This window comes from Macrococcus epidermidis (assembly GCF_024205965.1).
In the GTDB taxonomy this organism is placed as follows: Bacteria; Bacillota; Bacilli; order Staphylococcales; family Staphylococcaceae; genus Macrococcoides; species Macrococcoides epidermidis.
The window spans coordinates 507,013-532,375 of record NZ_CP073819.1 but is presented as its reverse complement, the minus strand read 5'-3'; the positions used below and the strand labels follow the sequence as shown (position 1 = coordinate 532,375).

Below are 25,363 nucleotides of genomic sequence, written 5' to 3'. Positions count from 1 at the left end.
TTATTCACCTTTCTGTAACGATTCTATCGGTTGATGATTACCATACGTTGGATATGTTGATTGAGTTGGTTTCACCCAATTCACTGCATTTTTAATGACTTTTTGAACATATTCGTTATGGTATGTCGGATACGTTTCATGACCAGGACGGAAGTAGAAAATCTTGCCATTACCACGTGTAAAAGTAGCACCACTTCTAAATACTTCTCCACCTTCAAACCAACTTAAGAATAATAATTCATCTGGTGCCGGAATATCAAAGTGTTCACCGTACATCTCTTCTTCTTCGAGTTCAAAGTATTCTGGCAGACCCTCGGCGATAGGATGTGCAGGTTTGATTACCCAGATTCTTTCTTTTTCTCCTGCTTCTCTCCACTTTAAATCACAGCCTGTACCCATGAGTTTCTTAAATACTTTTGAGAAATGCGCACTATGCAAGGCAATAAACCCCATACCTTCTAAAATTCTTTGATGCACTTTCTCAACAATTTCATCACTGACTTCATCATGTGCTTTATGTCCCCACCAAATTAATACATCTGTTCGATTTAAGACTTCTTCTGTTAAACCATGTTCAGGCATATCAAGTGTTGCGGTCGTTACATCACCTTCTAGAAAGTCTGCAATAACTTTATGAATCCCTTCTGGATAATGAAGTCTCACTTTTTCTGATTCTTTTTCGTGTCTATATTCATTCCATACTGTAATATTCATCTGCTCGCTCCAATCATTTGTGTTGAGTTTCTTTCAATTATTGTTGTAGGAATAATCACGTTATATATTGGAAATGCTTTATCTGATAATAGTTCAATTAAATTCGTTGCTGCTACTTTGCCCAGTGATTCCGGATAAATATTGACGACAGTTTGTGATGGACATGCAGTTTCACTTAAAAATGAGTCATTAAATGTTGCGGTCTGTATTGTTTCAGGTACATTAATTTTCATCTGATAAAGTATATTTAAAACTAACAAATTCATCATACTGTCTGATGTAATCAAACCACTAAATCTTTCAATATTAATTTCTTTAAATATAGATTCAGCTTCTTTTAATTCAAGCGTGCCTTCTAATACTTCATAATCAATACCGTGTTTTCTGCAAACATTGATGAATCCCCATTCTCTATCTTTACTTACCTCATAATCACCTTGTTCACGAATAAATAGTAGGTTTTTGTGACCAAGTTCTACCATATATTCCGTTAACTGTTCGCTTGCCTTTACGTTATCATTATCGATATACATAACAGGATAATTATCATCAAGCGCTTTACCGATCACTACAAACGGGAAAGATTTTGACTTTAGATAATCTGTTACTTTGTCTTGTTTTGAGTATAGTAAAATAACACCGTCAATCATACGACTATCTAAATAATTCTTAACTTCTTTAAATAGTGCTTGCTCATCGATACTTGTTGTCGTAATCGTTGAATATCCATTCTCTTTACAGACCTTTGAAACACTGATTAATACGTCAGTGAAAAAGGGGTTCTGTCTCATTTCAATCGAAGCAGTCTTTAACACGAGTAATATTGTTTTTGTCTGTTTCGTTACAAGATAACGTGCAGATAAATTTGGTGTATAACCTATTTCGTCCATTACTTTCTGTACTTTCTTCTTTGTTTCACTACTGATACCGCTATGATTACTAATCACACGCGATACAGTAGAAGGTGATACACTCGCTCTTTTAGCTACATCCTTGATTGTTACCAACTATTTCACAGCCCCATCCGATACGCCTTTAATAATATGTTTCTGTGCAAAGAAGTAACCGATAATAACCGGTATGATTGATAAAGTTAATCCTGCTAAAGCTAAGTGCCACTGTTTCGTATATTGTCCAAAGAAGAAGAATAATTTAAGTGGAATTGTTTCCTGACCAGCACCTAATACTAAACTTGGCAATAGGTAGTCATTCCAAATCCAAATAATATTTAAAATACCTACTGTAACTGAAATTGGTTTTAACATCGGGAATATGATATACCAGAAAACCTGCCATTTACTTGCACCATCAATCATAGCTGCTTCATCTAATGATTTCGGGATACTTTGTAATGCACCGTGGTATAGGAAAATAGATAAACTTGCACCGAAACCTAAGTACATAAAGATTAATCCACTGATATTTAAGCTTTGTAAATCACCAAATATCTTAACAAGTGGAATCATTACTGATTGGAAAGGTATCAGCATCGCTGCAACGAATAAGAAGAATATGATGCCTGAAACCTTACTTTTATTACGATTTAAAGCGTATGCTGCCATACTTGAGAAAATAATAATTAATGTTACTGCTATCACTGATACAAGCACTGAATTAAAGAATGTACGTAAAAAAGATAACTGTTCAAAAGCATCTTTAAAATTCTGGAAAGTAACGTTTGCCGGAAGTTTTAAAGTATTATCAAAGATTTCTAACTTTGTCTTAAAAGCATTTACAATCATCAGGTAAAACGGTGATAACCAAATTAAACCTAAAATAATTGCTAATATTTCCAATCCCCATCTTCTGACTTTAGCCATTACATTTCCACCTCACGTTTCTTGTTATAGTATACTTGCGTTAAACTAATCACTGTTACGATAAGGAAGAATACAACCGCTTTCGCTTGTGCTTCACCCATGTGATTCATCTTAAATGCTGTATCTACAATATCCATCGCTAACATTTTCGTTGAGTTACCTGGGCCACCATTTGTTAAAGATAAGTTCTGATCATAAATTTTAAATGCACCTGATAACGTTAAGAACATACATACTGTAAATGCAGGTGCTACCATTGGGAAGGTAATATTTTTGAAACGTTGCCAAGCATTCGCACCATCAATTTCCGCCGCTTCCAGTAAATCATCTGGTACATTTTCTAAATATGCGATGTAGATAATCATAATGTAACCTGCCATTTGCCATGTTGAAAGGATGACCATTCCCCAGAAACCTGTATGTGTATCACTTAACCAACCTTGCAGCGCAGTAGAACCGATTGCTTCACCGATCATTGCAAATACTTTCGTAAAGATAAACTGCCAGATAAACCCTAGAATTAATCCCCCGATTAAGTTGGGCATGAAAAATACTGTTCTTAGTAAATTCTTTGATTTAATCTTACTTGTTACAATTAATGCTAAACTTAAACCGATAAAGTTAATGACGAAAATCGCCGCAATCGAATATTTAAATGTAAACATTAATGCATTGATAAATGTATCGTCTTTTAATAAATCAACATAGTTCTGAAACCCTACAAATCCAGGTGTTTGACTAACGTCTCCATTCCAATTGGTAAATGAATAGTAAATACCATATATAAACGGAATAATAATTACCATAAATAAAGCTACTAATACAGGTAATAAAAATAACCAGAAAGCTAAACTTTTCGTCTTCATATGCTCACTCCTTTGTTTAAAAAAGGGAGAACCACCGAAGCGTTCTCCCTTAAGTTTTTATTTACGTGCTTTTGCCCAAGCATCTTGTGATTTTTTAATTGCTTCATCAAATGTTAATTTACCAGTTAAATAATCTTGTAAATAAGCACCTAAAGCGTCATCAGTGTATCCAGTTGGATAACCTTTAAATACCCAGGCAGAAGTTTTACCCTCTTGTGAATATTTGTAGATTTCTTTTGATAATGGATCAGCAATCTTATCAGTATCATAGTCTTTATAAGCAGGAATAAATTTGAAATCTTCTACAACGATTTTCTTACCTTCTTCAGAAGTATATAACCAGTCTAAGAAATCTTTTGCTGCTTTTTGAACTTTTTCATCTGATTTTTTGTTAACTGCCCAGTTGTTTGCAACCCCTACTGGCATTGTAACTTCTTTATCACCAGTTGGAACTGCGATTAAACCAATATTTTTCGCAAGTTCTGGGTTTACACCTTCAACTGTAGGATATGCCCAGTTACCTTGTTGAATCATTGCAACTTTACCAGTTGAGAATAATTCTTCAACTTGTTGAGAGTAATCTAAAGATGCAACAGGTTGTTTTGAATATTTGTTTTGAATATCTAAGTATTGTTTTAATTGATCAGCTTTAGAGAATGTTAACGTTTTTGCTTCAGAAGCTTTTTTAATATCATTATCAAAGTCAGTTGCTAAGAACATGCTTGAAGCATGGTCACTTAACACCCATTTCTCTTTTGCAGGTAAAGCGAATACGCCAGAAAGTTTTAACTCTGATTTTTTAGCATCGATTTTTTCTGCAACTTTTTCTAGATCATCTAAAGTTTTAATATCTTCAGCTTTAACACCAGCTTTTTCGAAGATTTCTTTGTTGTAGATTAAACCATATCCTTCCTGGTTCATTGGGATACCGTAAGTTTTACCATCTTTTTGAACAGGTGCTAATAAATCTTCGTTAATTACTGCTTTAGTAGCTTTCATATCTGATAAATCAGCTAAACGATTTTTGTGAACTTCTAAATCTTCTGGACCACCAATATTGAAAATATCTGGTTCATTTTTCGAAGCGATTTTTGCTTTTAAAGCTTGACCGTAGTCATTACCACCACCAACAGTATCGATATTGATTTGAACATCAGGATGTTCAGCCATATATTTTTTTGCCATATCTTCAAACTGCTGTTTGAATTCTACTTTGAACTGGAATACATTTACTGTTGTTTTGTCTCCATCTTTTGCAGTACCTCCGCCTGAGCCTGAGTTACCACAAGCCGCTAATACAAGGGTTAATACAATTAATGCTACCCACGATAAATACGTCTTTTTCTTCATCGTCAATCTCCTTTTGTTTAGTTTTTAGGAAAACGTTTTCATTTAATACAACTAAAGATTATCACATTATTTTTGATAGTGCAATATTTTTTTGCAAACGATTGCATAACTTTTTTATCTAACACTTTTTCAATACTTTTTAAGTGCAATAACCTCATAGAAATATCAGTTTAATTTTCTAATAATTCTTAAAAATTCAATTGTTAGAAAATTCTTTTAATAATAAGATGATTTAAGTACTGTTTAATTTCATGCACAACATAGGGGAGAAATGTATGGAGAAAAAATTAGAAAAGAAAGTTTTAGGGGGTTATTGAAGTAAGGAATATAAAGACGATTAATCTCTATAATAGAACTTATGAGAAAGCGAAAGACTTTAAACAAAAGCTTGAAGACTTTGGTGTTACAAGTGACATTCAAGTGTTCGAGAATGTAACAGAAGCTGTTAAAAATGCCGATATCATAAACTGTGCCACACGCTCAGAAGAAAGTGTCTTTGACCATAAAGACCTCCAAGCAAGCGTACACATTAATGGTGTCGGATCATACTTACCTGAAATGCGAGAAATCGATACAGCATCAATCAAGCACGCAGACACAATTGTCCTGGATGATTTACATGGTGCACAGCATGAAGCAGGAGAATTCATTCAGGCTGAACAAGACGGGCATTTCGATTTCAACCAGGCAACGTTATTAAAAGATTTAACTGACAAAAATGAAACAGAAGGCGTAACCATCTTTAAATCAGTTGGCGCCGCATATTATGACCTGGCAGTAACAGCCGGGGCGTATGAATTGCTAAATGCATAACAAAACCCGACAGTGGATGGCACTGTCGGGTTTTATTTAGAAAAAATGTTACTCACTTTCCTCATACATCATATATAGACCCTTCATCTTGTTCTTAAATGAATTTACATACTCAACAGGTTCTAATATCTTTACACGTGGGAACACACGATAACACAGAAAATAAACATCCTCTTCTGTCATATTCACTGCAATTTTATAGTTCCCGTTTGGTAATCTTAAATACTCACGCTTAATCACAGGATTCTCTTCTTTAAACGTCTGAAAATATGAAGCATCAATTTCTAAAATAAGCTTTGATTTCGTATCAAATTCTCTTTCCGCTTCCTTCTTACCATATTGCTTCACCTGTATAATGTCAATCATCTTTAAGGTATTCACTTTACCTTTATAGAAATAATGCAAATAGAAGTGATAATACTGGTATGAAATACGAATCGGAGTGATTCCACGCTCAGTTATCTCATTACCATCCTCATCATAATAAGTCACACTCATCTTTACATGATTATTTATCATTTCCTGAATTTCTAAAAGGTGTGGCGGGAACACTTCCTGATCCATCTCAAAATCTTTCATAAACGCATGGATATAATGCTGTTTAATATTATGTGTCTTATACGTACTCTTAACAAATTCTATTGTTTCTTTAGATAAATACGGCGTTAAGCTTTTAATCTGAATCAGCATGCTTAATAACGCCGCAGTGTGATCATCCACTTGAGGAGAGACTAATGTATACGCACCTTTATGTCTTAAATAATCAATCTTGCTTAGCTCAGCGTGCTCATCTAACTCACGTTCACTTGCATTAATAAAATTTTCTAACCCTTTCACATAACGTAATACCGATCTTTCTGTACGATTATACCTGCGCATTAAATAATCTAAAGTAACATACTTATTATTATTCAGTAAAAAATATAAGTCTAACATTGCTGCCGATTTGTTATCAAAGTGTTGTTCCATCTATGCTACCTCAAATTTATATTATATTTAATTATTATATGATAATTAATATAATGGAGCATAATATAATTTTTGTCTATCAGAAAATGAAAAAACCGAGACAAAAGTCTCGGTGATGTATATTTCTATCTATAAGTATATTGAACTTAGTAACTTGCCCACTTGCTTGAACTGATATATTCGGTCATATTATTTCCATTAGATCCAGCATCATTTGCTGCATAATAATACCATTTTTCTAAATCAGAATTATTTTTCGTATGGAAAATAACTGCGCTTGATAACATTGGCTGCTCATTGTCACCTTCTCTATATGAATAAAAGAATGTAATATTTTTATAAACATCTACAACTCTTGAATAGTCATAATGATATGGTGCAATAGTTGTTTGAGTTCTTAAAGGTTTACCATATACCTTTAACATTTTAGATCTGTAAATTGTTCTAAATTTTCTAATATTTTTATCAACAATACGTGTAATTTTTTTATTTTTACTACTTATTTTACTTGAAGATTGAAAATCAACGTAAGCAACATCATCTTCATCATCATCATTTGGATGATAGCCATCTTGTGATTCTGGCCAAAATTCTCTGAAACCATCTCTATAATATTGTGAATTATTGTATTTCCAAGCTTTCGCACCGATCACAAATCCATCCATAGACAGTTTCCCAGCTTTAGCTTTCTTCGCAACACTTGGATTTGAATAATCAATATTCGCTTTTGCTGCTTCCGCTTCATTTACACTTACTAATCCACTTACTAATAAACCGACTGCAACACTCGAAACTAATAATTTCTTCATCGTCATTCTCCTCTACAGTTAATCAATACAATTTCATCATAACAACCTAATAAGTCAGTTTCTGTCGGTTCCGAAGTATTTTATGGTTCTCTTTATTATGAGAATCTCAATAATAATTCCCTGAGATTTATAACATTATTTCCATTCACTTTTAGTTAAAACTGCCGGTCCTCCTGAAAAAATTCCATATTTTTTATCAATTCTTTTCCACCCATAAACTTTTTGCAAGGTATTACTTTTCGTCAATTGAGCTTTATATAATATATATGGTGTTAAACGTTTCTTCGTAACCATATCAACATGTCTTAAATATTGAAATCTAACGTTCTTATAGTAATCAACTTTTAGTTCCACAGTTCCATCCATTGTATAACCATAATATGCACTAGTTATCGGCTTACCATAATACTTTCTAATGGTAGAGATATTATATTTTTCAGTTTTTGGTGAGTATGTTAATTGTGTAATATACCTTTTATTAATAGGTCTATGAGATGTAAAGTGAGCAATTCCTTCCCCATACTTACCTGTCACAACACAATCGACGTCTTTATTAAGAGGATAATAAGGTAGTTCATAAATTCTATATCCTTTCTTACCTTTATAATAACCAATAGATTTCCCTAATTGAACACCATCAAGAGTAAGCTTACCAGCTTTAGCCTTACTGATTGTCGACTTGCTTAATAAGTTTAATTTTGTACCCGCTTCTGCATCATGTGTTCCTGTTAATCCTACTAACATCGACCCTGCAAGAATAACTGTTAACATTTTTTTCATTGCCATTCACCTCTATGTATTTTGTTTAAGTATTATGTACTTAATAAATTATATATTCATTTTCAGACAAATTTTGTCTTACTGAATTAACTTTTTACCACAAAAAAAGCCCAGATTTTCATCTGGACTTCAGTCTTTACTTCCATTCACTTTTCTTAATTGCTGGATAGTATTCTTTGGTCTTAAGTACTTTGCTGAATTTCTTAATCTCAGCAGTTGTTTTAAAGTTATTTAAATGTACACTAATCAGTTTCTTATCAAACTTCGTATATACAAACGTTGCAAACTTATAATGGTCCTGAACAATATCAATTCCACCCATATTCGATCTGCTCGTAACTGATAGAACAGGTTTCTTATAGACCTTACGGATCGCATTCATATTTGTATTATAATAATTTGATAATACAATACGTTTCACCTTACGATTTCCAAAAGAAATATGCTCTTGTAAGTCTGAGAATCCTGTTGCACCAACTGTACTTACTTCATCTATTAATCTTGTCGGTGGATTTAGTGGTGAATAACCTCCATGAGTCGATTGCATTAATGTATATGCTTTCTTGAAACGATATTCTTTCAGTTTCTTACCTATCTTAATACCGTTTGGTGCTAAAGTACTGTGTTTAATCTTATCCGCAACTGACTTTGATGTTAAATTATATTTCGTTGCTGCACTTGCTTCATTAAAAGAACAACATGACAATAACAACCCAGCAGCAAGTGTCGATACTAAAACTTTTTTCATCTGTTAACCCCCTTTGTTTATATTATCACTTAACTGTAATGTAGTATGTAATCCATCTTTTAGCAGTCACTTTTGAATGATTATTTTGGGGATATTTATATGCCTCAGATAGTGACTATCATTGCTCCTTTCCATCTTTAAAGCCTTTATATCCTTTGAAGAAGGTATGACCATTTTCATAATAAAATGCTCCGCCCCATCCACCGACTCTTATCTTCTTACATTTAGGTGCTTTCACCCATGCATTCTCATCACAAGAAAAAGTATATGTATCTTTGTCTGTCGCGACATTTACTTCATATAAATAAGAATCTTTCGGACGGTTAAAACGTGACATCATAGGTTCAATCGCATAAATTGTCTCTTTACGCGCAATCTTTTTATAATCCGGGCTATTGATTGTCTTTACAATCATCTCTCCCAATCGTTTGGAATCTTCTTGAGTAGGGTTAGACCAATAGTTTCCGATTTCATTATAAATCAATATTGTAAGTAATGGCAGTAGTACGATTACCATTAAAGCTGTATAAATCGTTTGTAGCTTTAATCTTTCTTTAATCAAAAAATGCAGTAACTTGGCGAATACTAAAATGAGCATGCTACATATTAAAATACCTACCATAATTAGAATATATCCCATATTACTCCTCCTAATCTTACGCTCATCATATCATGGAGTTATAAGATTAGAATCGGCTTTCGATGATTATTAAGGTAATTTTAAGAAAAACAGAAACTCCGAACGGAATTTCTGTTTTTTTATCTACTCAATGACACATATTTTTATAATTATTTTTTGACATACTTTTTGATCACACTTGTATACTTTTGTTGCAATGCTTTATTAGTCGTCGGTTTAAACTTTACAGTTGGACCATACTGTCCATAAGTCCCTTTATCAGTCAGTTCACCAAATCCTGTTGCCGGGTGAATATATAACCCGCTCGTGTTATTTGTCGTTCCTTTAATTTCATAAACTTTACCGTTATCAGCCATCATATATTTAACAGCAGATGTATTTGGCTTATACAGTTCATGTAGTCCACCAAAACCTGTAATCTTTTCATAATGATTTCTTTCAATACCATATTGACCTGACTTTGGTGTATACATAATAAAACCACCTACATCATGTAACGGAAATCCGTAATATCCTGGGTAATTGTTATCTTGTGTCTGTACTGACCCTTGATCAGTGATTGCATACCAGTCTCCGTAACCTGCTGAACCATGAGAGAAATAGTAATCTGAAACTCCTTTCTTATGTTTCTTTGCATAAGCTGCTAAATATCTATACATTTCTTTATTGATTTTATTTTTATCTTCAGTAGTAAACTTCTTTAAACTCTTTTGCTTAACTTTTGTGTTTGTTTTAGTTACCTTAAATTTTATAACTTTACTCTTCACACCGTTTTTCACTGTAAATACAGTTAAAACCTGACCTTTTTTCGGGGCACTAATTGGTATATGAAAGTATCCATATTTACTTGTTTTTGTGCTTCCTAGTTTTACATTACCTCGATAAACATATGCCGTTGCATATTCATCACCAGAACCATTAACGAAACCTGTTGCTGTTGTAATTTGATACATTAAATATGGTGCATTTGCTGTTTTGGCTTCTGTAACATGTACCGGACTTGCTAATAATCCAACAGATAATAATGCTGCAATACCTTTTTTAACCATATATGCCACCTCATTCATAATATTTATTATAAAAATTATAAATGGTAGCGCTTAATTATTCTAGAAAATTTTATAAAATAATCAAATTTAATATATATGTGTCACATAGTAAAAAAACACCCTCCAATCAATTTGAAAGGCGTTCATCTATATAATCTCATAATAATCTAATTAATGTATCCTCCACTCCAGGGCGGCTACGATTACACGTAGCTTATGGTCGCAATCATACGAATGCGGGTCACGCTTGCTGAAGAATTACGAGTGATAGAAATATTATAGCATATTTTATTACGTTAATCTTCTATAACAATCAATTAAAACGGTAGATCTTCATCCATCTCTTCCTCTAAGTCACGTAAAAATTTTTGAAATAAATGATTATCAGCATATTTTTCCTGAATTAAATCATATTTAAATGACACATCAACGTATTCTTCAACTTCACCGAAAGACGTTGCAAGATTTACAAGCAACATTTCAATATTCTCTAATCGTTTTTCAATACGCTCCTAGTTTTCTAAAATTTGATTCAACTTTTTTTCAGTCATATGAACACCTCATTTATCACTTATATCTATAAATATAAATTGTTTTCAAGAAAATAAACATAATTTTACTAGCATACTCAAATAGATAAATAATTCCATAATGTAAAAAAATGTATTATAATAAAATAGAAATAACATTATAGGGTTTAAAAAACGCCAGAAAAGAGGGATTTATAATGAAGAAAGTGATATTAAGTTTAGGGATTGCAACAACTTTACTGATGACTATGAACGGTGTGCAAACCGTTGATGCTAAGACAACAACTGCTAAATCAGTTAAGCCTTATTACAAATGGAACGGTTACACTGGAGATAGCTATCAATTTGTAACAGATAAACATTTCATTAATGCTGTGAAACAAAGTAATGTAACAATTAATGGATGGAAAGTAACGACACAGCTCGGGAAAACAAACCTAAAACCAGTAATTAAGGCGTATCATGATTTTAAGTATAAGAAAAAGTTTGATAAGAAATATTTAGTGAAAAAACACGATACTGTTGCATTTAAAAAAGACGGAAAAATTATCGGCATATATTTACCAGTTAAAAAAGGTAAAATTTCAATACAGACAATTGAGAAAGCATACCTAGGTCAGGTAGCTACAAGAACTCAATCAGACGACTCACAAATTACAGGCTTAGCTGTGCCTACAAAGTACGGCGAAATATCATTCTCTTTCGATCAAAAAGGCAAAGTGACTGATATCTTCCTCTTTGCTAGTAACAGTGATAAAGTAGATTATTAAATAGATTCAGAGAAAAACCATTAATTCTTCTCCTCTCGTATAACCAATAGAAAGGCTTGTGTACGAGTGGATTATATTTTATAAAAAACGCTGCAAGTGGGGTTAGATATACTAACCCCACTTGAAGCGTTTCTTGTTAATCGATACATTACATATAAGCGGATTTCAATTATTTAATCAGACTTGCAGCATATTTCACAGTCTAGATCTATATTAAAATCCCGAAAACTTATAAATCGTTTTATATTCTAGCTCACCATCAATTAAAGGTGGATTATTTGAATTTACACTATTCGGCTCAAATTGTGTTTCTAAACACACACCACTATGTTTGTTATAAACCGTACCATTCTTGCCATATACATCATCTAGACCATTTCCGGTATAAAGTTGAATACATGGACTGTTCGTATAAACATCCATCTGTATACCAGTAACATCACCAATAAGCGTTGCAGCTTTCTGATGAATATCATTACTATTTAAAATAAAGTTATCATCATATTCATCCGTCTTATCTTCTGAGAACTTTCTCAATTCTGTGAAGTCCATATTCGTATCCGTCACTTCTATCTGTTTACCAGTAGGAATACTTTCATCATTTAATTCACTGTATTTATGACTATTTAGCCATAACTCGTGATGTAGAACGTCACCACTATCATGCCCATTTAAATTGAAATAACTATGGTTCGTCGGATTAAATACAGTTAATCTGTCACTTTGACCTTTGTAAGTCACTTCTAGCGCATTATCGTCATTAAGTGCGTATGTTACTTCCATCTTTAATTCCCCAGGAAATCCTTGATCTAAGTGAGGACTAAGAATTGAAAAAGTAATACTGCGATCATCATATGATTTAACATCCCATACTCTCTTGTTGAAGCCTTCTGAACCACTGTGTAAGTTATTATCACCATCATTTGATTCTAATTGATACTTATTACCTTCTAATGTAAACACACTATCTTCTATTCTGTTGGCATTACGACCAATTACAGCACTAAAATAAGTTGAATCATTTTCGAAGTAATCCTGTTCTTTATCAAATCCAAGAACAATATCTATTTCTTTTTTATTATGTTGAACTAAAATTCCTTTCATAATTGCACCTAGATTTGTTAATTCAATTGTTATTTGGTTATTTGAAATTGTGTAAGTTTTGTATCCTTGATTATTCAATGTGTTCACACCTTAATTTATAAATTTAAGTCATTCTCACCAAAATATATTTTTAATTTCTAAATGAATATACCCGTTATTAAGATAATAAATTATTTAATTAATCTATTTTCAATATTCATCATATAATTTATTTATATATTTAAAAAAAATCCTCAAAAATAAAATTTTTGAGGACAATAAAACTTAACAACTAATTTCCAAACATATTCATAGTTGTAATAATAATCGGTACTGCAAATATATCAATTAAAAATGCACCTACGACTGGTACAATTAAAAACGCTTTTCTTGAAGGACCAAACTGTTTAGTAACAGAATCCATATTTGCCATCGCATTAGGAGTAGCTCCTAATCCATGTCCTAAAAACCCTGCTATCATAATTGCGCTATCGAATGATTTACCTAATAAATTAAATAATACAAATCGACCGAACAATACAATAAATAGTACTTGAGCGATAAGTGTGACAAAAATTGGTACTACGTTTCCTGAGATTTCAGCAAAATTAATACTCATTAACGCCATTGATAAGAACACAGCAAGTGTTATATCGCCAATCATACTATTAATTTTGAGGTTAATAATTTCAGGTTTAATCCCTTCAATAACATTTCTTACAATAACCGCTAAAAACATAGCTCCTACATAACCAGGTAATGCAAATCCTGTTACATTAGTAAACCACTCTCCGAGTAATGAACCAATCGCCATACAAAATGCAATAACAGCTGAGGTCATGATAAATTGACTTGAATCAATACTTTCGTGTCTTTCATAATGGGTATTCAATTCTGTACTTTCTTCAGTTGGCTTTAAATTAAACTTTCTGATCATACTTTGTACAACTGGACCACCAACTAGCCCACCAGAAATTAAACCTAATGTAGCAGAAGCTAAACCAATTGATAATGCGCCGGTAGCTCCCATTTCTTCAATTGTTGAACCGTAAGCCGTAACTGCACCATGTCCTCCTTCCATAGATGCTGCACCCATAACTACTCCCATTAAAGGTTGCATTCCGAACATCGATGCAATGCTCACACCAATAACGTTCTGCATTAATGCTAGGAAGCCACATGCTAACCAATAGATCACTAATAATCTTCCACCTAATTTAATTAATGAAAAACTAGCGCCTAATCCAATCGTCGTAAAGAAGGCAAGCATAAATAAAGTCTGAAAGTCAGTATTTAATTTAAACGTTAGTATATTCATACTCGATAATATCCATGCTATTACAGCAAACAGTAATCCCCCAATTACTGGCGCTGGTATCGCAAAACGATATAAAAATTTTAATTTTTTTATTAAAAACTCTCCAACCAAATATACAATAAAAGCAAGCAAAACTGTTGTAATATCATTTAATGTTATTGTCATATTTATTACCCCTTTGTTGGTTTTAATTAAAAAATAGTACGATGCATTATTTGAGCAATTAACTTAGCAGTTCGTTGATCATTATCATACTCAGGATTCATTTCAGCAATACTAAAATTATTTACTTTTTCACTTTTCATAACAGTTTGTAACATAGTATTAACCTGGAAAGGAGTTAATCCAAAAACAGCTGGAGCACTGACACCTGGAGCATATGCACTGTCAATAACATCCATACATAAAGTTAGTAAAATATGATCATATTGCTCAATGAATGAATCAATTTTTTCTATCACACTGTTCATATTACCTTGAAGATCATCAGCTAGAACATAATCAATATTCTTTTGTTCAGCATATTCAAATAATGCTTTAGTGTTACCCGCTCTCTGAATCCCTAATACTAAATAACCGTTATTATGTCCATCTTCAAGAATGTATGAAAAACTTGTTCCTGATGTAGGATATTCTTCATGTCTCGTATCAAAATGAGCATCAATATTAATAACACCAATGCTATCATTTGGATATAATTTTCTCATACCAAGATACTGGGCATACGCAATATCATGTCCCCCACCAATAAGAAAAGTCATCTTATGTTTATGAAGAATATCCGCAACTTTATCACCAAATTGTTTCTGAACATCTAGTAAAGATTCATCCTCACAATAATAATTACCATAGTCAATAAACTGTCGATCACTTAAATTAGGTAAGTTAGCAAATGCTCTACGGATAGCTTCCGGACCCTGTTTAGCTCCAATACGTCCTTTATTGAGTCTAACACCTTCGTCAATTGCGTAACCTAATATCGCATAATCTGAAGCTATATCAGGATTGTTATGTATACTTTGAAATATCCTGAAATGACTATTATCTGATTCATGATCTAATCTTCCTTGCCATATACTCATATCCGTTTGACGGAACATATAATTCCCTCCTTCTAAAATTTAAATACCTTGTATTTAATTCTAATATAAGTCTCACAAAATAATAAGATTATATTTAAATTTTCTGAAAATAATTTTAACTTTATTAATTTCATGATGAGGAATAACTTATACTACATCTTAATTAATAGTATTTTTGGAGTTTAGTCAATAATCATTCTACTTCGAAAGTTATTTCTATAATAGAAAAAGGCCTAAAACGATGAATATTCATTCATACGTTCTAGAGCCTATTTACATTTCCTTAATCATCCCCATTAGCTATTTTCTTAATTTAAGTATTTATATTCAATAAATATCCATATCTAATGGTTACTTGCTAGGATATTTCTCACCGTTCTTTTTAATCTTCATTCTAATAATCTCTTCTATGTCAAATCCCATTTCTTCTGCTAATTGTATGCCATATATAAAAACATCCGCTAATTCTTCTGCAATATTATCTCTATTCTTTTCTACCGCTTCTTCACTTGATATCCATTGAAAGTTTTCAAGAAGTTCAGCCGCTTCTATACTTAATGACAATGATAAATCTTTAGGATTGTGATATTTATTCCAGTTTCGTTCTTCTCTAAACTTATTAATTAAATCAATGATTTCCTGATTCAATCGGAAGACCCCCATTCAGTAATACTTTTCTAAGTTCTTCATTACTTGCATAAATATATAATCCTTTGACTCCTCTTTTTAAAAGCACATTCATCGAATTTAATATAATTTGCTCTTTCATTTTTAATAATTCTTCTTTAGTTCTAATCTCTTCAGAAGATTGTCTGAATGCTTCAGTATCTCTATACTTGGAAACATCAATTTTTAAACGATGATTTTCTTTATCATATCCGATAGATGGGCCAAGTATTACTCCGACATAATTCAAATCAAATCCCTGTATCGTATATATTGATCCAACTTCTTTAATTGTCTGTGGCTCTTCAGCCCAAGTACTTTTATAATCAGTCCTGTTCCAGGCTAGCGAAAAGTCAGGCTCATCTACAAAATAATCATTACCATCTTTCTTATGAATATAATCAAAAGTTGAAACAACCCTAGATAATTTATACTCTTTATTCTTTTCAATTATAGCATTATGCATTTCCCCTGCATTACCATATATTTTAAATTCAAATTCATCACTATTAGAATAAGGTATTCTTTTTATATCCTTGTTCACGAAAGCATCTAACCAGTTAATTACATCTTGATTAGCCTGCATTCTGAATTGACTATCTAATCTGAATTGTTCGCTATTAGTTCCTTTTAATAATCTGTTTAATAAATTTTCAGTCCATGAAGATTTAATCTTTAAATATTGTCTTTCGTCATATACGATAATTGTTACTTTACTATACTTAATAATTTCTTCTAACTGATTATTTTCTTTAAATGCGTTAAAGTTATCTGATCTTGTTAATAATAAATGTGCTTCATCAACTAATGTAATATCTGCTGATATTTTTCCAGATTTACTTTTATTTATGAATGGTGTTGGCTTTAAGAAATTACTCTTCTTTAAATTTGGTAAACTTTCAGAAATAGTTTCATAAGTTTTAAGCATCTCATTGTGATTTACAAGTAAATAGTTTTTCGTGTTATATAAATTATTCTCAAGAGTATTTTCTAAATAAAGAAAATCTTTATTTTTAGCTAGGTCTTGAAGTGTATTGAATGTCGAGCTTAGAACCACACTTTTTCCAGTGCCTGCATCTCCTTTGATTAAAAATACAGCTTTTGTATCATCATTGATATGATTATTACAGAATTCAATTATTTTAGTTTTGAGGTCCATTTGAGCTTCAGACAATTCCTTAAATGGTGAAAGTTTAAAAACATCTCTATTACGAATATCTTCAATTGTATGTTTCACGATACCATCTTGTCTTAGTTTATCCCATATATCATCAAAAATTACAGAATGATAATAAGATTTATCATAATAATTATGTGTTATTTGCTGTGCAGTCTGACTTTTGTTCTGTAACTTATATTTTTCATCAGCGATGAAATGATTAATAAGATTTGTTTCTATATCATAAGTTGCGGATTGATTAAATTTATCGTGTCCTATTAGAATCATTTTATCCAGTTTCTTTCTATCTTTATTCTTTAAATGATTTTTCATTCTACTTTTTACTTGAACAGTTTGACCAATGTAAGCTTCGGGATTAGCTGAATTATTATTTAATATGTATACAATTGGATATCCATCTAATACTGGATCATTTATATTTGGTAATACGTTTGTGTTAAAGTCATAATAATTAATTTTTACTTTCTCCACGGATGTACTCCTTTACGTTAAAATGTTGTCTATCTTCATTTGATATCATATCGCTTTAGTATACTTCCTTCTACTATTATAACTAATATAAAATTTTTCTATTTTACATTTAACCAATCAATTATATTTTCATACTATTTTCTTGTAGTAATTTACTAAATCATCAAATAAATATTCGGAATATCTTTAATTGGTTTTATATATGCAATTATTTTTTATATTGATTATACATTCCAGCATTTACTTCCGCTTCACGTCTTTTCAACTCTTCATAAACTTCTTCAGCATCATCTCCATCATAGTAGCCTTGTTCTATAGCATACATCGTTTGTATTTCACCCGATGATAAACCACCATTATATTTTTTTCTAAGTGCATTAATATATTCATCTTTTGTTTTTGCATTATTAATTTCAGCATTAACATCTCGAGTTGTATTTGATTGTTCAACGTTATTTTGATTATATCCTAATTTTTCAGCTCCACTTTCCACTCGTAAAGAACTTTCATAGGCATCTACTGTTAATCCATCTATGACATTTCCTTGCGGTAATATTCCATTTGCTAAAGCACTGTTATATGCCGTTCTTTTTTCATATTCATTATAATTATTATTGTAAATTATACTATGCAATATATTTCGATCTACTACATTATTTAAATTTATATAAGGTTTTGTTACTTCTTCTGAAGATTTCGTAGAGACATTTTTTTCTAAATTTTTTTCTTCTTCAGAAGCATCTTCAACTGTACTGGTAATATTCTTTTTATCGTTTATTGTACTAATCTCTTTTTTATTTTTAGCCTTACTAGTATCTTTCTTAGTTTCACGCTTTAAGTCTTCATTTTCTTTTTGAGAATCAGTACTATTATCACAACCAGTTATGAATACAACGAATATTAAAAATAAGCACATTATTTTTTTCATCTATATTCTCCTTTTGAATTAACTAATGAAATTATTATATTATTTTCAATCTTCTTAGTATATAGAAGACTTATTATTTTTTACATATGTTTAAAAATAGAAACCAGCCTAAGCTGGTTTCCACCAATTATTAATTATTCAATTATTTATACTGCACTTCTGTCACATGCCATGCACCTTTATAATACTGACCTATTGCAATTAAATGACCGTAAGTGTTTGTTCTTGTTTTCACTTTAATTTCTTTATTGCCAACATACGTAGTATCCATTTTACCATTCACAGTTTGATCTGCTTTTCCAACTAAGCTTTCAATCTTACTAAAAGTTAGACCACGTTTATCATAATCAAATATCATCTGATTAAGCCCTGGTGACGAAGCACAATCTTTAGATTGATATCTTACATGCACTGATCCAAACGCATATTCCTGAAATACATCTGTTCCTTTTGGAGTAATAACTGTTCGATCTTCAAGCGCCTGTCCTATTGCTTTCGTTGCAGTAGTCGCTGTCATATTCAATTTTGCACCTTTTAACGCAAACGTTCCTTTAGCCATGTTTTTAATATCCGAATTCGTAATTGTATACTCGCCATTATGGGCTATTTTCGTCTTTTTATTATTCTTTGCCATAGTATTTTCATCAATTACAGGTTCATTTTTTGTCATTAGATCCATAGAATTGAGTAACCATGATTTACCTGATTTCTTATACTTTAAGTAGTAGTTATTGTAATTCACATCTTTATCATTTACACCAGTTGTAATATCTTCAGCTTTACCATACTTAGATTGCAATTGTTTTATATCAAATCTATTTTCTTTCGGAAAGTTATATGTAATGCCAATCACTTTCACTGTATTTGTCTTCGCGTAGCGGTCGTTAGAGAATAAAGAAAGTGTCAAATGATTGTATTTTAAAGTAACCATCTTCCCAAATTGATTCTGCTGTATCATTTCCATCTTTGGTTTACCTAAAGCTTTCTTCACTGCTGAATAAGTCATATCTAATTTAATACTACCAAAGCTGTATTGCCCTGACTTTATTGCATTAATCGTCTTACTTTCTAAGATATTTGGTGATTTAACTTGTACTTTGCTTGCTGTGTAACATGGCTTAACTTCTCCCTGTGCATCTGCGATATTGACCTGACCCACAAGACCTGCTAACAATAGTGCTGATATTAACGCTTTCTTCATCCCAACAACCTCCTTGTATTTATTTACAATTATAGCATTATATTTATAAATAAATACAAATTTCTTATATATCTGCCCACTTCTTCTGTAGCTTTCTATTTAAGTATGTCATCGCAAACAGATTCTTTTCTTTATCAAACCATAACCACGCATGTCCATATCGATATGTGTACGTATCAAATTCTCCTTCATCATCCCAATCGAAAGAATTTTTCTTTTTCTTATCAGGTTTTCCCCATGCTTTTCTAATATCTTTCGCTTTTATATCATAAAATTGGTCTAAATGATTATAATCAATCGTGATTAGCTTTAATTTATTCTTCTTCCATTTAGGTTTTCCAGCAAAGCTAAAACTTATCACTTCGGGGTATGCTTTCGCGTCATATATTTTACTACCAGGGCAATCAGAGCTTGGCTTATCATCCAGTGCATCACCTAATCTGTCCTTGATCTGTTTATACGACATCGTAAGCTTCGCACCATTATAATGAAATTTCCCTTTCTTTAATCGTTTAATTATCTTTTTATCTAAAATATCCGGCATCGTCATCACGGGAAACACCTCTTTATATTTATTTTTTTCTATAACTCCTCAAACACTTCTATCGTCTTATCAATCGGTTTCACATAATTTGTAGTACTAAATATCATGTTATTATAAATATCCATAAGTTCCGCCCATAATAATTCATGGTATTCAAATGTTTCAGCCGCCATAATTTGCTGAGTTACAACAGCGGTTATATTTCTCTTATGTCCCTTACCTATAAGCATTTCATTCGCATTATCCATATATCGTTCTATTTTGTCAGGTGCTATGCCACAACGCATAAGTATTTTAAAGATGCTATCACGAATTAAATGATCCAGATATTTTTTACGTTCTGCATTCACATCCTGAATTACAATTGTAAGCAATGTTAAATCATTTACAAGAATCAATATCTTCTTACGATTCACCGTATAATAATTTGCGTGCCATGAATAAATTGGGTTCTCATTGCAGTATTCTTTTGCTTCTTCAATGTCTTTCACTTTTGGTATTGCACTAAATAACGGCATTGATTTCGCTGTTGGGTTGATTATCATAATATTTTCCTCTGTATATTAATTTAACAAAAATATTCATCCAAAAATGTCTCACTCTTCACACCTTTTGGTGATAAATACAGTTTCCCGAACTCATCAAGCAATCCATGAAATTCCTGCGCATGTTCTGGTGTAAAGTCTGCTGGTAATTCAACTGCTTCCTGCAATCCTTTATAACTGTCACTTCCAACGTGACCTAATAATTTAAACAAACGACGTGTATACGTATCCGGAATAAACACGACCTTGTCAAACACATAGACGAGCAATACATCTGCGGTCTCTGGTCCGATGCCTGGCAAGGCTAATAACTCACTACGTAGTCTTTCAACATACATTGCGTCAATTGCTTTAAAGTCATAATCATGTTCTTTCAGCCACTGAAAGATACTATGCACTGCTTTTGATTTATTCTTATAGAACCCGCTTGGTTGAATACAAGTTTGTAACGTTTCTAGATCTAACGCCAATATTTTATCCGGATCAAACTGCGTCTTCTCTCGTAAATTATTTAAAGAACGCTCTACATTGCGCCAGTTTGTGTTCTGCACAAGAATCGCACCAACAATAATCTCATACGGATTATCAGCCGGCCACCATCCCTGTGGTCCGAGATTGTCATACAATTTATCATATAACTCCTGAATCGTTAATTTCATTCCGCTCACTCCAATACACTATTACAAATCTTTACCCTCAAAATGAAATTCCAACTCAGAGAACCTTCATTCAATGTTATAATACAAGAAAGCATTGAAAGGCAGGAAATTATGAATAACAAACTATTCTTCTATGTATATTTATTTTTAGTAGCATTTTTATCGATTAACGTCTTTAAACATATATCTCAAGGTGCACCGCCTGCTGATTATTTAATCTATGCGATTATTGCACTAACATTTTTAGGCTTAATCAATAACGATTTAATCGAATTATTTTACGGGAAATCATCTCTAATTATTTCAACTATCTTTGATATCATCATCTATATTGGCATATTCATCTTAAGTATCTTTGCGATGAAATATGCAGTAAACACTCTTGATACAATCCTTTACTTTTTATTTATCATCATCAGTGTACTGATGATCGTTGTAACAATCGTTAAGTATAGAAGGCAAAATTTAAACACTAGAACATAAAAAAATGAAACCTCGCATTTGAGGTTTCATTTTTTTATTTTATAATCCAGCCCACTCGCTAGACGTGATATATTCATTCATGTTATTAGCTGTGTAATCCGCTTCACCTGTTGCATAATCAAACCATTTTTGTTGCGCTGATTTAGTTTTATTATGCATAATAACTGCACCTGTTAAAATTGGTGCTTTATCATCGTCTGTATCCCACTCATAGAAGAAAGTAATATATTTATACATATCTACACGTTTAGCTTCGCCATAATCACCAACAACAGTATCCGTCATTAACGGCTTTCCATATTTCCCTTCAATTTCACCTTGCTCAATAGTTCTCTTATCATCAATATTTTTATCAACAATACGAGTTACTTTACGCTTAGAAGACGAAATTTTTGATTGAAAATCTACAAAAGCTACATCTGCGCTACCCCAATATACATTACCTTTTCCAAATTCTCGTGTACCATCTTTTTCATATCTATTTGATTTGTTGTAATATGAAGCCAATTTACCAATTTGAATACCATCTTTCGTTAACTTACCAGCTTTCGCTTTTTTAACTACTGATGAACTTAAGTAGTTAATATTCGCTTCTGTTGCCGCTTCTGCCTTTGGTGCTGCAACGAATGCCGAGCTTAATAATACTGCTGTAGAGACACCTGTTAATAATAATTTTTTCATTAGTCTTCCCTCTTCATTTTTTATTATTTTTATTACAAAACACGCTTATATTATATCACTTGAATATTATTCCTTTAAAGATAATTATTATTATATCATTCAGTTTTTATACAATTTTTATAATATTTTTTATTAATTTTAGCAATTTTATATATTTTATTTTTCTACTACCAAATCCTTGTTTGCTGTATACTGTAATTAAAATCTATTATGAAATATAAAGGTTTAAAATAGAAAGGACTTTATTAATGACCAAGAAAAGTAAACTGCTATTTTATATTAATATTTTTGTTATTACATTTCTATCAGTGAATATTTTTAAACATTATACTGCTGATGCGCCGCTTGAGGATTATCTCATCTACATCCTCATTGCACTGAATTTATTTGCTATTATTGTTAAAGATTTAGTAGAACTATTCTACAACGGATCTACGCGCAAGGTTTTACTGATTAGCGATTGTTTAATGATGTTCAGTTATTTATTTGTCGGTATTTTAAGTATGGTTGGTATTATGATTTCAACGTCTACATTTGGCCGTATACTTTATATTGCGTTTCTTATTATTAGTATTTTATTCATAACGATTACATTATACAAATTAACATTATCAGACAAAAGAAAACACCGTGAAAAATAATTCACGGTGTTTCTTATTATCTATACACATCGATATAATCTACGTAATACGTCTTACCAACTTTCTCTAAGTTAACGTCAAGGTGCTTATATTCAAGTGTCTTTGTATAAATCATTTTCCCTGGCTTTTCATCATCTTCATAACTATCCGTATAGCTGTCTGACGGTTTACCTAATGCTGCACGCATTTCTTTCTCTGTAACTTTCAGTTTACTATAATCGAATGATAAGTAATCCGAGATATACTTTCCGTCGCATTTATCTGCGGTATATTCCAGCTCAATCCAGTCTTTATAGCCATAACTCTGTGTTAAAGTATGTGTATCTTCTTCATTCGTATAGTCATCTGAATTAGAATTGCCAACTGCTTTCTTAATTGTAGCCGGTGAAGCACCAAACTTTAATCCTTTATAATTAAACTTACCATTATTTAATGCTTTAAGTTCTGCTGTCGTAAGTTTCTTTGGTTTCAAATTTTTAAGTTTATTTCCTACTAAGTTATCTTTACTGACTACTGAATCTGATTGATATAATGAAGGTTTCATCATATGCACCATGATAGCTAATTTACCTTTAGAAATTGGTGAATATTGTACACTCAAGTAATTGAATATATCAATCTTTTCACCTTCTATTTCAACGTTTGATTGTTTAGCTGGTCCAACGACTGACTCAATGTCTCGCTTCAATATACGCTGTGCTTCTTCAAGTATTATCGATATTGCACTTAACTTCAATGTATCATCACTTACAAATCGTTTCGGGCTATAGAATGTTAACGTATAGTCTCCGTACATTAAGTAACCGGTAGTTCCTGTTTTATCTTTCGTGACTATAAATGATTCTGGTTTACCTAACTTTGATTTTACATATTTCATCGTGTTACCAATTTTAACACCTTTAAATGTGTACTTCCCAGCATTGATTGCTTTTAAATCTTTGTCATTATGGATAGATATCGCGTCGTACATCTTACCTGGTATGCTACAAAGTGATTTAGATTTCGCATCTACTTGTGGTGCGTATATTAATGATGATGCAATTAATACGCCTGCTATCAGTTTCTTCATGGTGGTCTCCTCATAAATTTATTTACTTAAATGTATATTAATTGTATATCATTTACAAGATAAATTTATTAATATTTATCCTTCAAATACTACTGTTTGACACTTTTCTTAGATTTGAATGATATATTGAATTCATCATGTTTTTCTGTTTTATCTCTTCTATCAACCATACTTTGCTTTAGGCGTTAATATATTAGTATGGTTTAGCAACACAATTAATCAGCCCTATAATTGTGGTAAGTTATTATATTTATTATAGGTTCTCTTTTATGACTTTAAATCTTTTAATTTAATTTGGTTAATCTTTAAAAACAATGCGTCCAATTCTTCAGGTTGTAAATCAATTGATTCGTGCTTCGCCCATGCAATAATTGATAGTATACTGGAACTGAACATAAAGAATACAAGACTTTCAGGTATAGATTGTTCGTATTCAATTTTATCGATGTTCTTTTCTAAGTCTTCTTTAAACAGCTTTACGAAATCATTAATAACTGTCTCTCTAAATTGTTGGTCCTCTTCCTGCTTTCGATCGATTTCTTCAAATTTCTTCAAGAACACTAAACTTAGGGATTGAAATGGTGATTTCACTCTTCGCTCAAAAGGAATTTTCTCATATTCTCCAGCTATTTGATGCACCCAGTGGCTTAGCAAATCGTATTTATCATAAAAGTGTTTATAGAATGTTGTTCGATGTACCATAGCTGTATCACATATCATATTGACTGATATTGAGGTAAAGGTATGTTTTTCTAAAAGATTACCTAACGCATCAATCAACATTTTTTTCGTTCTTCTCACTCTCAAATCATTCTCATTCATATACAATTCTCCTATTCTGTAGATTATCTATACAGTACAAATTTTTTATCTCTTTTCCTATATCGTAATCCTTAGTATTATAATTCACACAAACAACACAATATATTTAAACTATATTGTAGATTAAATAGG

At 31.7% G+C, this 25,363-nt stretch carries 29 protein-coding genes; 4 read left to right on the top strand and 25 right to left on the bottom strand.

All coding sequences use genetic code 11. The features are described from left to right. From KFV12_RS02905 to KFV12_RS02885, 5 genes are read right to left on the bottom strand one after another with little or no spacing between them, the layout of a single operon-like run. Entirely contained in the window at nt 1-714 is a 714-nt protein-coding gene (locus tag KFV12_RS02905) for a ThuA domain-containing protein (protein ID WP_254257247.1), read from the bottom strand. Next, nucleotides 711-1,721 (bottom strand): LacI family DNA-binding transcriptional regulator, encoded by a 1,011-nt coding sequence (locus KFV12_RS02900; protein WP_111714104.1) that lies wholly within the window; start codon nt 1,719-1,721, stop codon nt 711-713. The genes KFV12_RS02905 and KFV12_RS02900 overlap by 4 nt, the downstream gene beginning before the upstream one ends. Continuing rightward, the gene (locus KFV12_RS02895; protein ID WP_099581313.1) at nt 1,722-2,534 is read right to left on the bottom strand and encodes a carbohydrate ABC transporter permease; all 813 of its coding nucleotides are present in this window, start codon (nt 2,532-2,534) and stop codon (nt 1,722-1,724) included. Continuing rightward, nucleotides 2,534-3,400, bottom strand: coding sequence for a carbohydrate ABC transporter permease (locus KFV12_RS02890; RefSeq protein ID WP_099581315.1), 867 nt, complete (start codon nt 3,398-3,400; stop codon nt 2,534-2,536). Before KFV12_RS02890 ends, KFV12_RS02895 begins: the two co-directional genes overlap by 1 nt. A 57-nt stretch (nt 3,401-3,457) precedes the next feature. Next, complete coding sequence (locus KFV12_RS02885; RefSeq protein ID WP_254257246.1) at nt 3,458-4,750, bottom strand: ABC transporter substrate-binding protein; 1,293 nt, start codon at nt 4,748-4,750, stop codon at nt 3,458-3,460. A 312-nt stretch (nt 4,751-5,062) separates the two neighbouring features. Between KFV12_RS02885 and KFV12_RS02880 the strand changes: the two genes are divergently transcribed. Next, nucleotides 5,063-5,563: a hypothetical protein gene (locus KFV12_RS02880; RefSeq protein ID WP_302054740.1), complete on the top strand. Its 501-nt coding sequence runs from the start codon at nt 5,063-5,065 to the stop codon at nt 5,561-5,563. Nucleotides 5,564-5,611: 48 nt separating this feature from the next. On the opposite strand, the gene KFV12_RS02875 is transcribed toward KFV12_RS02880, so the two are convergent. The 7 genes from KFV12_RS02875 to KFV12_RS02845 form a co-directional block, all read right to left on the bottom strand. Then, the gene (locus KFV12_RS02875; protein WP_254257245.1) at nt 5,612-6,532 is read right to left on the bottom strand and encodes a WYL domain-containing protein; all 921 of its coding nucleotides are present in this window, start codon (nt 6,530-6,532) and stop codon (nt 5,612-5,614) included. Between the two features lie 146 nt (nt 6,533-6,678). Next, complete coding sequence (locus tag KFV12_RS02870; protein ID WP_254257244.1) at nt 6,679-7,341, bottom strand: hypothetical protein; 663 nt, start codon at nt 7,339-7,341, stop codon at nt 6,679-6,681. A 135-nt stretch (nt 7,342-7,476) separates the two neighbouring features. Further along, a complete protein-coding gene (locus KFV12_RS02865; RefSeq protein WP_254257243.1) occupies nt 7,477-8,121 on the bottom strand; it encodes a hypothetical protein in 645 nt (214 codons plus the stop codon). 136 nt (nt 8,122-8,257) lie between these two features. Continuing rightward, nucleotides 8,258-8,869 (bottom strand): hypothetical protein, encoded by a 612-nt coding sequence (locus tag KFV12_RS02860; RefSeq protein WP_254257242.1) that lies wholly within the window; start codon nt 8,867-8,869, stop codon nt 8,258-8,260. 118 nt (nt 8,870-8,987) lie between these two features. Beyond that, nucleotides 8,988-9,509: a hypothetical protein gene (locus KFV12_RS02855; protein WP_254257241.1), complete on the bottom strand. Its 522-nt coding sequence runs from the start codon at nt 9,507-9,509 to the stop codon at nt 8,988-8,990. Between the two features lie 149 nt (nt 9,510-9,658). Further along, nucleotides 9,659-10,558: a hypothetical protein gene (locus tag KFV12_RS02850; protein ID WP_254257240.1), complete on the bottom strand. Its 900-nt coding sequence runs from the start codon at nt 10,556-10,558 to the stop codon at nt 9,659-9,661. 317 nt (nt 10,559-10,875) lie between these two features. Continuing rightward, nucleotides 10,876-11,037 carry a hypothetical protein gene (locus tag KFV12_RS02845; RefSeq protein WP_240837430.1) on the bottom strand — a complete coding sequence of 54 codons (162 nt, stop codon included), beginning with the start codon at nt 11,035-11,037 and terminating at the stop codon, nt 10,876-10,878. Between the two features lie 248 nt (nt 11,038-11,285). Between KFV12_RS02845 and isaB the strand changes: the two genes are divergently transcribed. Then, nucleotides 11,286-11,858, top strand: a complete 573-nt coding sequence (isaB, locus tag KFV12_RS02840) for an immunodominant staphylococcal antigen IsaB family protein (RefSeq protein ID WP_254257239.1) — start codon at nt 11,286-11,288, stop codon at nt 11,856-11,858. A gap of 213 nt (nt 11,859-12,071) precedes the next feature. Here isaB and KFV12_RS02835 read toward each other — a convergent pair whose 3' ends face one another. From KFV12_RS02835 to KFV12_RS02790, 10 genes are all read right to left on the bottom strand, one after another. After that, entirely contained in the window at nt 12,072-13,040 is a 969-nt protein-coding gene (locus KFV12_RS02835; RefSeq protein WP_254257238.1) for an aldose epimerase family protein, read from the bottom strand. A 193-nt stretch (nt 13,041-13,233) separates the two neighbouring features. After that, complete coding sequence (gltS, locus tag KFV12_RS02830) at nt 13,234-14,424, bottom strand: sodium/glutamate symporter (RefSeq protein ID WP_111714081.1); 1,191 nt, start codon at nt 14,422-14,424, stop codon at nt 13,234-13,236. Between the two features lie 26 nt (nt 14,425-14,450). Next, nucleotides 14,451-15,359 carry a formimidoylglutamase gene (hutG, locus tag KFV12_RS02825; RefSeq protein ID WP_254257237.1) on the bottom strand — a complete coding sequence of 303 codons (909 nt, stop codon included), beginning with the start codon at nt 15,357-15,359 and terminating at the stop codon, nt 14,451-14,453. Nucleotides 15,360-15,692: 333 nt separating this feature from the next. Continuing rightward, nucleotides 15,693-16,004, bottom strand: coding sequence for a nucleotide pyrophosphohydrolase (locus tag KFV12_RS02820; protein WP_111714079.1), 312 nt, complete (start codon nt 16,002-16,004; stop codon nt 15,693-15,695). Then, on the bottom strand, nt 15,970-17,658 hold the full coding sequence (locus tag KFV12_RS02815) for a DUF2075 domain-containing protein (RefSeq protein ID WP_254257236.1): 1,689 nt from the start codon (nt 17,656-17,658) through the stop codon (nt 15,970-15,972). Before KFV12_RS02815 ends, KFV12_RS02820 begins: the two co-directional genes overlap by 35 nt. A 208-nt stretch (nt 17,659-17,866) precedes the next feature. Beyond that, nucleotides 17,867-18,586 carry a hypothetical protein gene (locus KFV12_RS02810; protein WP_254257235.1) on the bottom strand — a complete coding sequence of 240 codons (720 nt, stop codon included), beginning with the start codon at nt 18,584-18,586 and terminating at the stop codon, nt 17,867-17,869. A 142-nt stretch (nt 18,587-18,728) separates the two neighbouring features. Further along, nucleotides 18,729-19,787: a ubiquitin family protein gene (locus tag KFV12_RS02805; RefSeq protein ID WP_254257234.1), complete on the bottom strand. Its 1,059-nt coding sequence runs from the start codon at nt 19,785-19,787 to the stop codon at nt 18,729-18,731. Between the two features lie 64 nt (nt 19,788-19,851). Further along, nucleotides 19,852-20,340, bottom strand: coding sequence for a hypothetical protein (locus tag KFV12_RS02800; protein ID WP_254257233.1), 489 nt, complete (start codon nt 20,338-20,340; stop codon nt 19,852-19,854). Between the two features lie 29 nt (nt 20,341-20,369). Further along, nucleotides 20,370-20,876 carry a DUF6933 domain-containing protein gene (locus KFV12_RS02795; protein ID WP_254257232.1) on the bottom strand — a complete coding sequence of 169 codons (507 nt, stop codon included), beginning with the start codon at nt 20,874-20,876 and terminating at the stop codon, nt 20,370-20,372. Nucleotides 20,877-20,899: 23 nt separating this feature from the next. Then, nucleotides 20,900-21,535, bottom strand: coding sequence for an endonuclease III domain-containing protein (locus tag KFV12_RS02790; RefSeq protein WP_254257231.1), 636 nt, complete (start codon nt 21,533-21,535; stop codon nt 20,900-20,902). 111 nt (nt 21,536-21,646) lie between these two features. Here KFV12_RS02790 and KFV12_RS02785 point away from each other — a divergent pair, with 111 nt between their 5' ends. Beyond that, entirely contained in the window at nt 21,647-22,018 is a 372-nt protein-coding gene (locus KFV12_RS02785) for a hypothetical protein (protein ID WP_254257230.1), read from the top strand. A gap of 39 nt (nt 22,019-22,057) precedes the next feature. Here KFV12_RS02785 and KFV12_RS02780 read toward each other — a convergent pair whose 3' ends face one another. Continuing rightward, complete coding sequence (locus KFV12_RS02780; RefSeq protein WP_254257229.1) at nt 22,058-22,699, bottom strand: hypothetical protein; 642 nt, start codon at nt 22,697-22,699, stop codon at nt 22,058-22,060. 248 nt (nt 22,700-22,947) lie between these two features. On the opposite strand from KFV12_RS02780, the gene KFV12_RS02775 reads away from it, so the two are divergent. Further along, entirely contained in the window at nt 22,948-23,340 is a 393-nt protein-coding gene (locus KFV12_RS02775) for a hypothetical protein (RefSeq protein ID WP_254257228.1), read from the top strand. A 16-nt stretch (nt 23,341-23,356) separates the two neighbouring features. Here KFV12_RS02775 and KFV12_RS02770 read toward each other — a convergent pair whose 3' ends face one another. Both KFV12_RS02770 and KFV12_RS02765 read right to left on the bottom strand, forming a co-directional pair. Then, complete coding sequence (locus tag KFV12_RS02770; protein ID WP_254257227.1) at nt 23,357-24,409, bottom strand: hypothetical protein; 1,053 nt, start codon at nt 24,407-24,409, stop codon at nt 23,357-23,359. A gap of 267 nt (nt 24,410-24,676) precedes the next feature. Continuing rightward, nucleotides 24,677-25,231 carry a TetR/AcrR family transcriptional regulator gene (locus tag KFV12_RS02765; RefSeq protein WP_254257226.1) on the bottom strand — a complete coding sequence of 185 codons (555 nt, stop codon included), beginning with the start codon at nt 25,229-25,231 and terminating at the stop codon, nt 24,677-24,679. Between the last annotated feature and the right edge of the window lie 132 nt (nt 25,232-25,363).

Excerpts from the sequence above, each read along its gene's own strand:
- KFV12_RS02905 (WP_254257247.1), bottom strand. The coding sequence starts at position 714 with ATGAATATTACAGTATGGAATGAATATAGACACGAAAAAGAATCAGAA.
- KFV12_RS02895 (WP_099581313.1), bottom strand. The coding sequence starts at position 2,534 with ATGGCTAAAGTCAGAAGATGGGGATTGGAAATATTAGCAATTATTTTA.
- KFV12_RS02890 (WP_099581315.1), bottom strand. The coding sequence starts at position 3,400 with ATGAAGACGAAAAGTTTAGCTTTCTGGTTATTTTTATTACCTGTATTA.
- KFV12_RS02885 (WP_254257246.1), bottom strand. The coding sequence starts at position 4,750 with ATGAAGAAAAAGACGTATTTATCGTGGGTAGCATTAATTGTATTAACC.
- KFV12_RS02875 (WP_254257245.1), bottom strand. The coding sequence starts at position 6,532 with ATGGAACAACACTTTGATAACAAATCGGCAGCAATGTTAGACTTATAT.
- KFV12_RS02870 (WP_254257244.1), bottom strand. The coding sequence starts at position 7,341 with ATGAAGAAATTATTAGTTTCGAGTGTTGCAGTCGGTTTATTAGTAAGT.
- KFV12_RS02865 (WP_254257243.1), bottom strand. The coding sequence starts at position 8,121 with ATGAAAAAAATGTTAACAGTTATTCTTGCAGGGTCGATGTTAGTAGGA.
- KFV12_RS02860 (WP_254257242.1), bottom strand. The coding sequence starts at position 8,869 with ATGAAAAAAGTTTTAGTATCGACACTTGCTGCTGGGTTGTTATTGTCA.
- KFV12_RS02855 (WP_254257241.1), bottom strand. The coding sequence starts at position 9,509 with ATGGGATATATTCTAATTATGGTAGGTATTTTAATATGTAGCATGCTC.
- KFV12_RS02850 (WP_254257240.1), bottom strand. The coding sequence starts at position 10,558 with ATGGTTAAAAAAGGTATTGCAGCATTATTATCTGTTGGATTATTAGCA.
- KFV12_RS02845 (WP_240837430.1), bottom strand. The coding sequence starts at position 11,037 with ATGTTGCTTGTAAATCTTGCAACGTCTTTCGGTGAAGTTGAAGAATAC.
- isaB (WP_254257239.1), top strand. The coding sequence starts at position 11,286 with ATGAAGAAAGTGATATTAAGTTTAGGGATTGCAACAACTTTACTGATG.
- gltS (WP_111714081.1), bottom strand. The coding sequence starts at position 14,424 with ATGACAATAACATTAAATGATATTACAACAGTTTTGCTTGCTTTTATT.
- hutG (WP_254257237.1), bottom strand. The coding sequence starts at position 15,359 with ATGTTCCGTCAAACGGATATGAGTATATGGCAAGGAAGATTAGATCAT.
- KFV12_RS02820 (WP_111714079.1), bottom strand. The coding sequence starts at position 16,004 with ATGGGGGTCTTCCGATTGAATCAGGAAATCATTGATTTAATTAATAAG.
- KFV12_RS02810 (WP_254257235.1), bottom strand. The coding sequence starts at position 18,586 with ATGAAAAAAATAATGTGCTTATTTTTAATATTCGTTGTATTCATAACT.
- KFV12_RS02805 (WP_254257234.1), bottom strand. The coding sequence starts at position 19,787 with ATGAAGAAAGCGTTAATATCAGCACTATTGTTAGCAGGTCTTGTGGGT.
- KFV12_RS02795 (WP_254257232.1), bottom strand. The coding sequence starts at position 20,876 with ATGATAATCAACCCAACAGCGAAATCAATGCCGTTATTTAGTGCAATA.
- KFV12_RS02790 (WP_254257231.1), bottom strand. The coding sequence starts at position 21,535 with ATGAAATTAACGATTCAGGAGTTATATGATAAATTGTATGACAATCTC.
- KFV12_RS02785 (WP_254257230.1), top strand. The coding sequence starts at position 21,647 with ATGAATAACAAACTATTCTTCTATGTATATTTATTTTTAGTAGCATTT.
- KFV12_RS02780 (WP_254257229.1), bottom strand. The coding sequence starts at position 22,699 with ATGAAAAAATTATTATTAACAGGTGTCTCTACAGCAGTATTATTAAGC.
- KFV12_RS02775 (WP_254257228.1), top strand. The coding sequence starts at position 22,948 with ATGACCAAGAAAAGTAAACTGCTATTTTATATTAATATTTTTGTTATT.
- KFV12_RS02770 (WP_254257227.1), bottom strand. The coding sequence starts at position 24,409 with ATGAAGAAACTGATAGCAGGCGTATTAATTGCATCATCATTAATATAC.
- KFV12_RS02765 (WP_254257226.1), bottom strand. The coding sequence starts at position 25,231 with ATGAATGAGAATGATTTGAGAGTGAGAAGAACGAAAAAAATGTTGATT.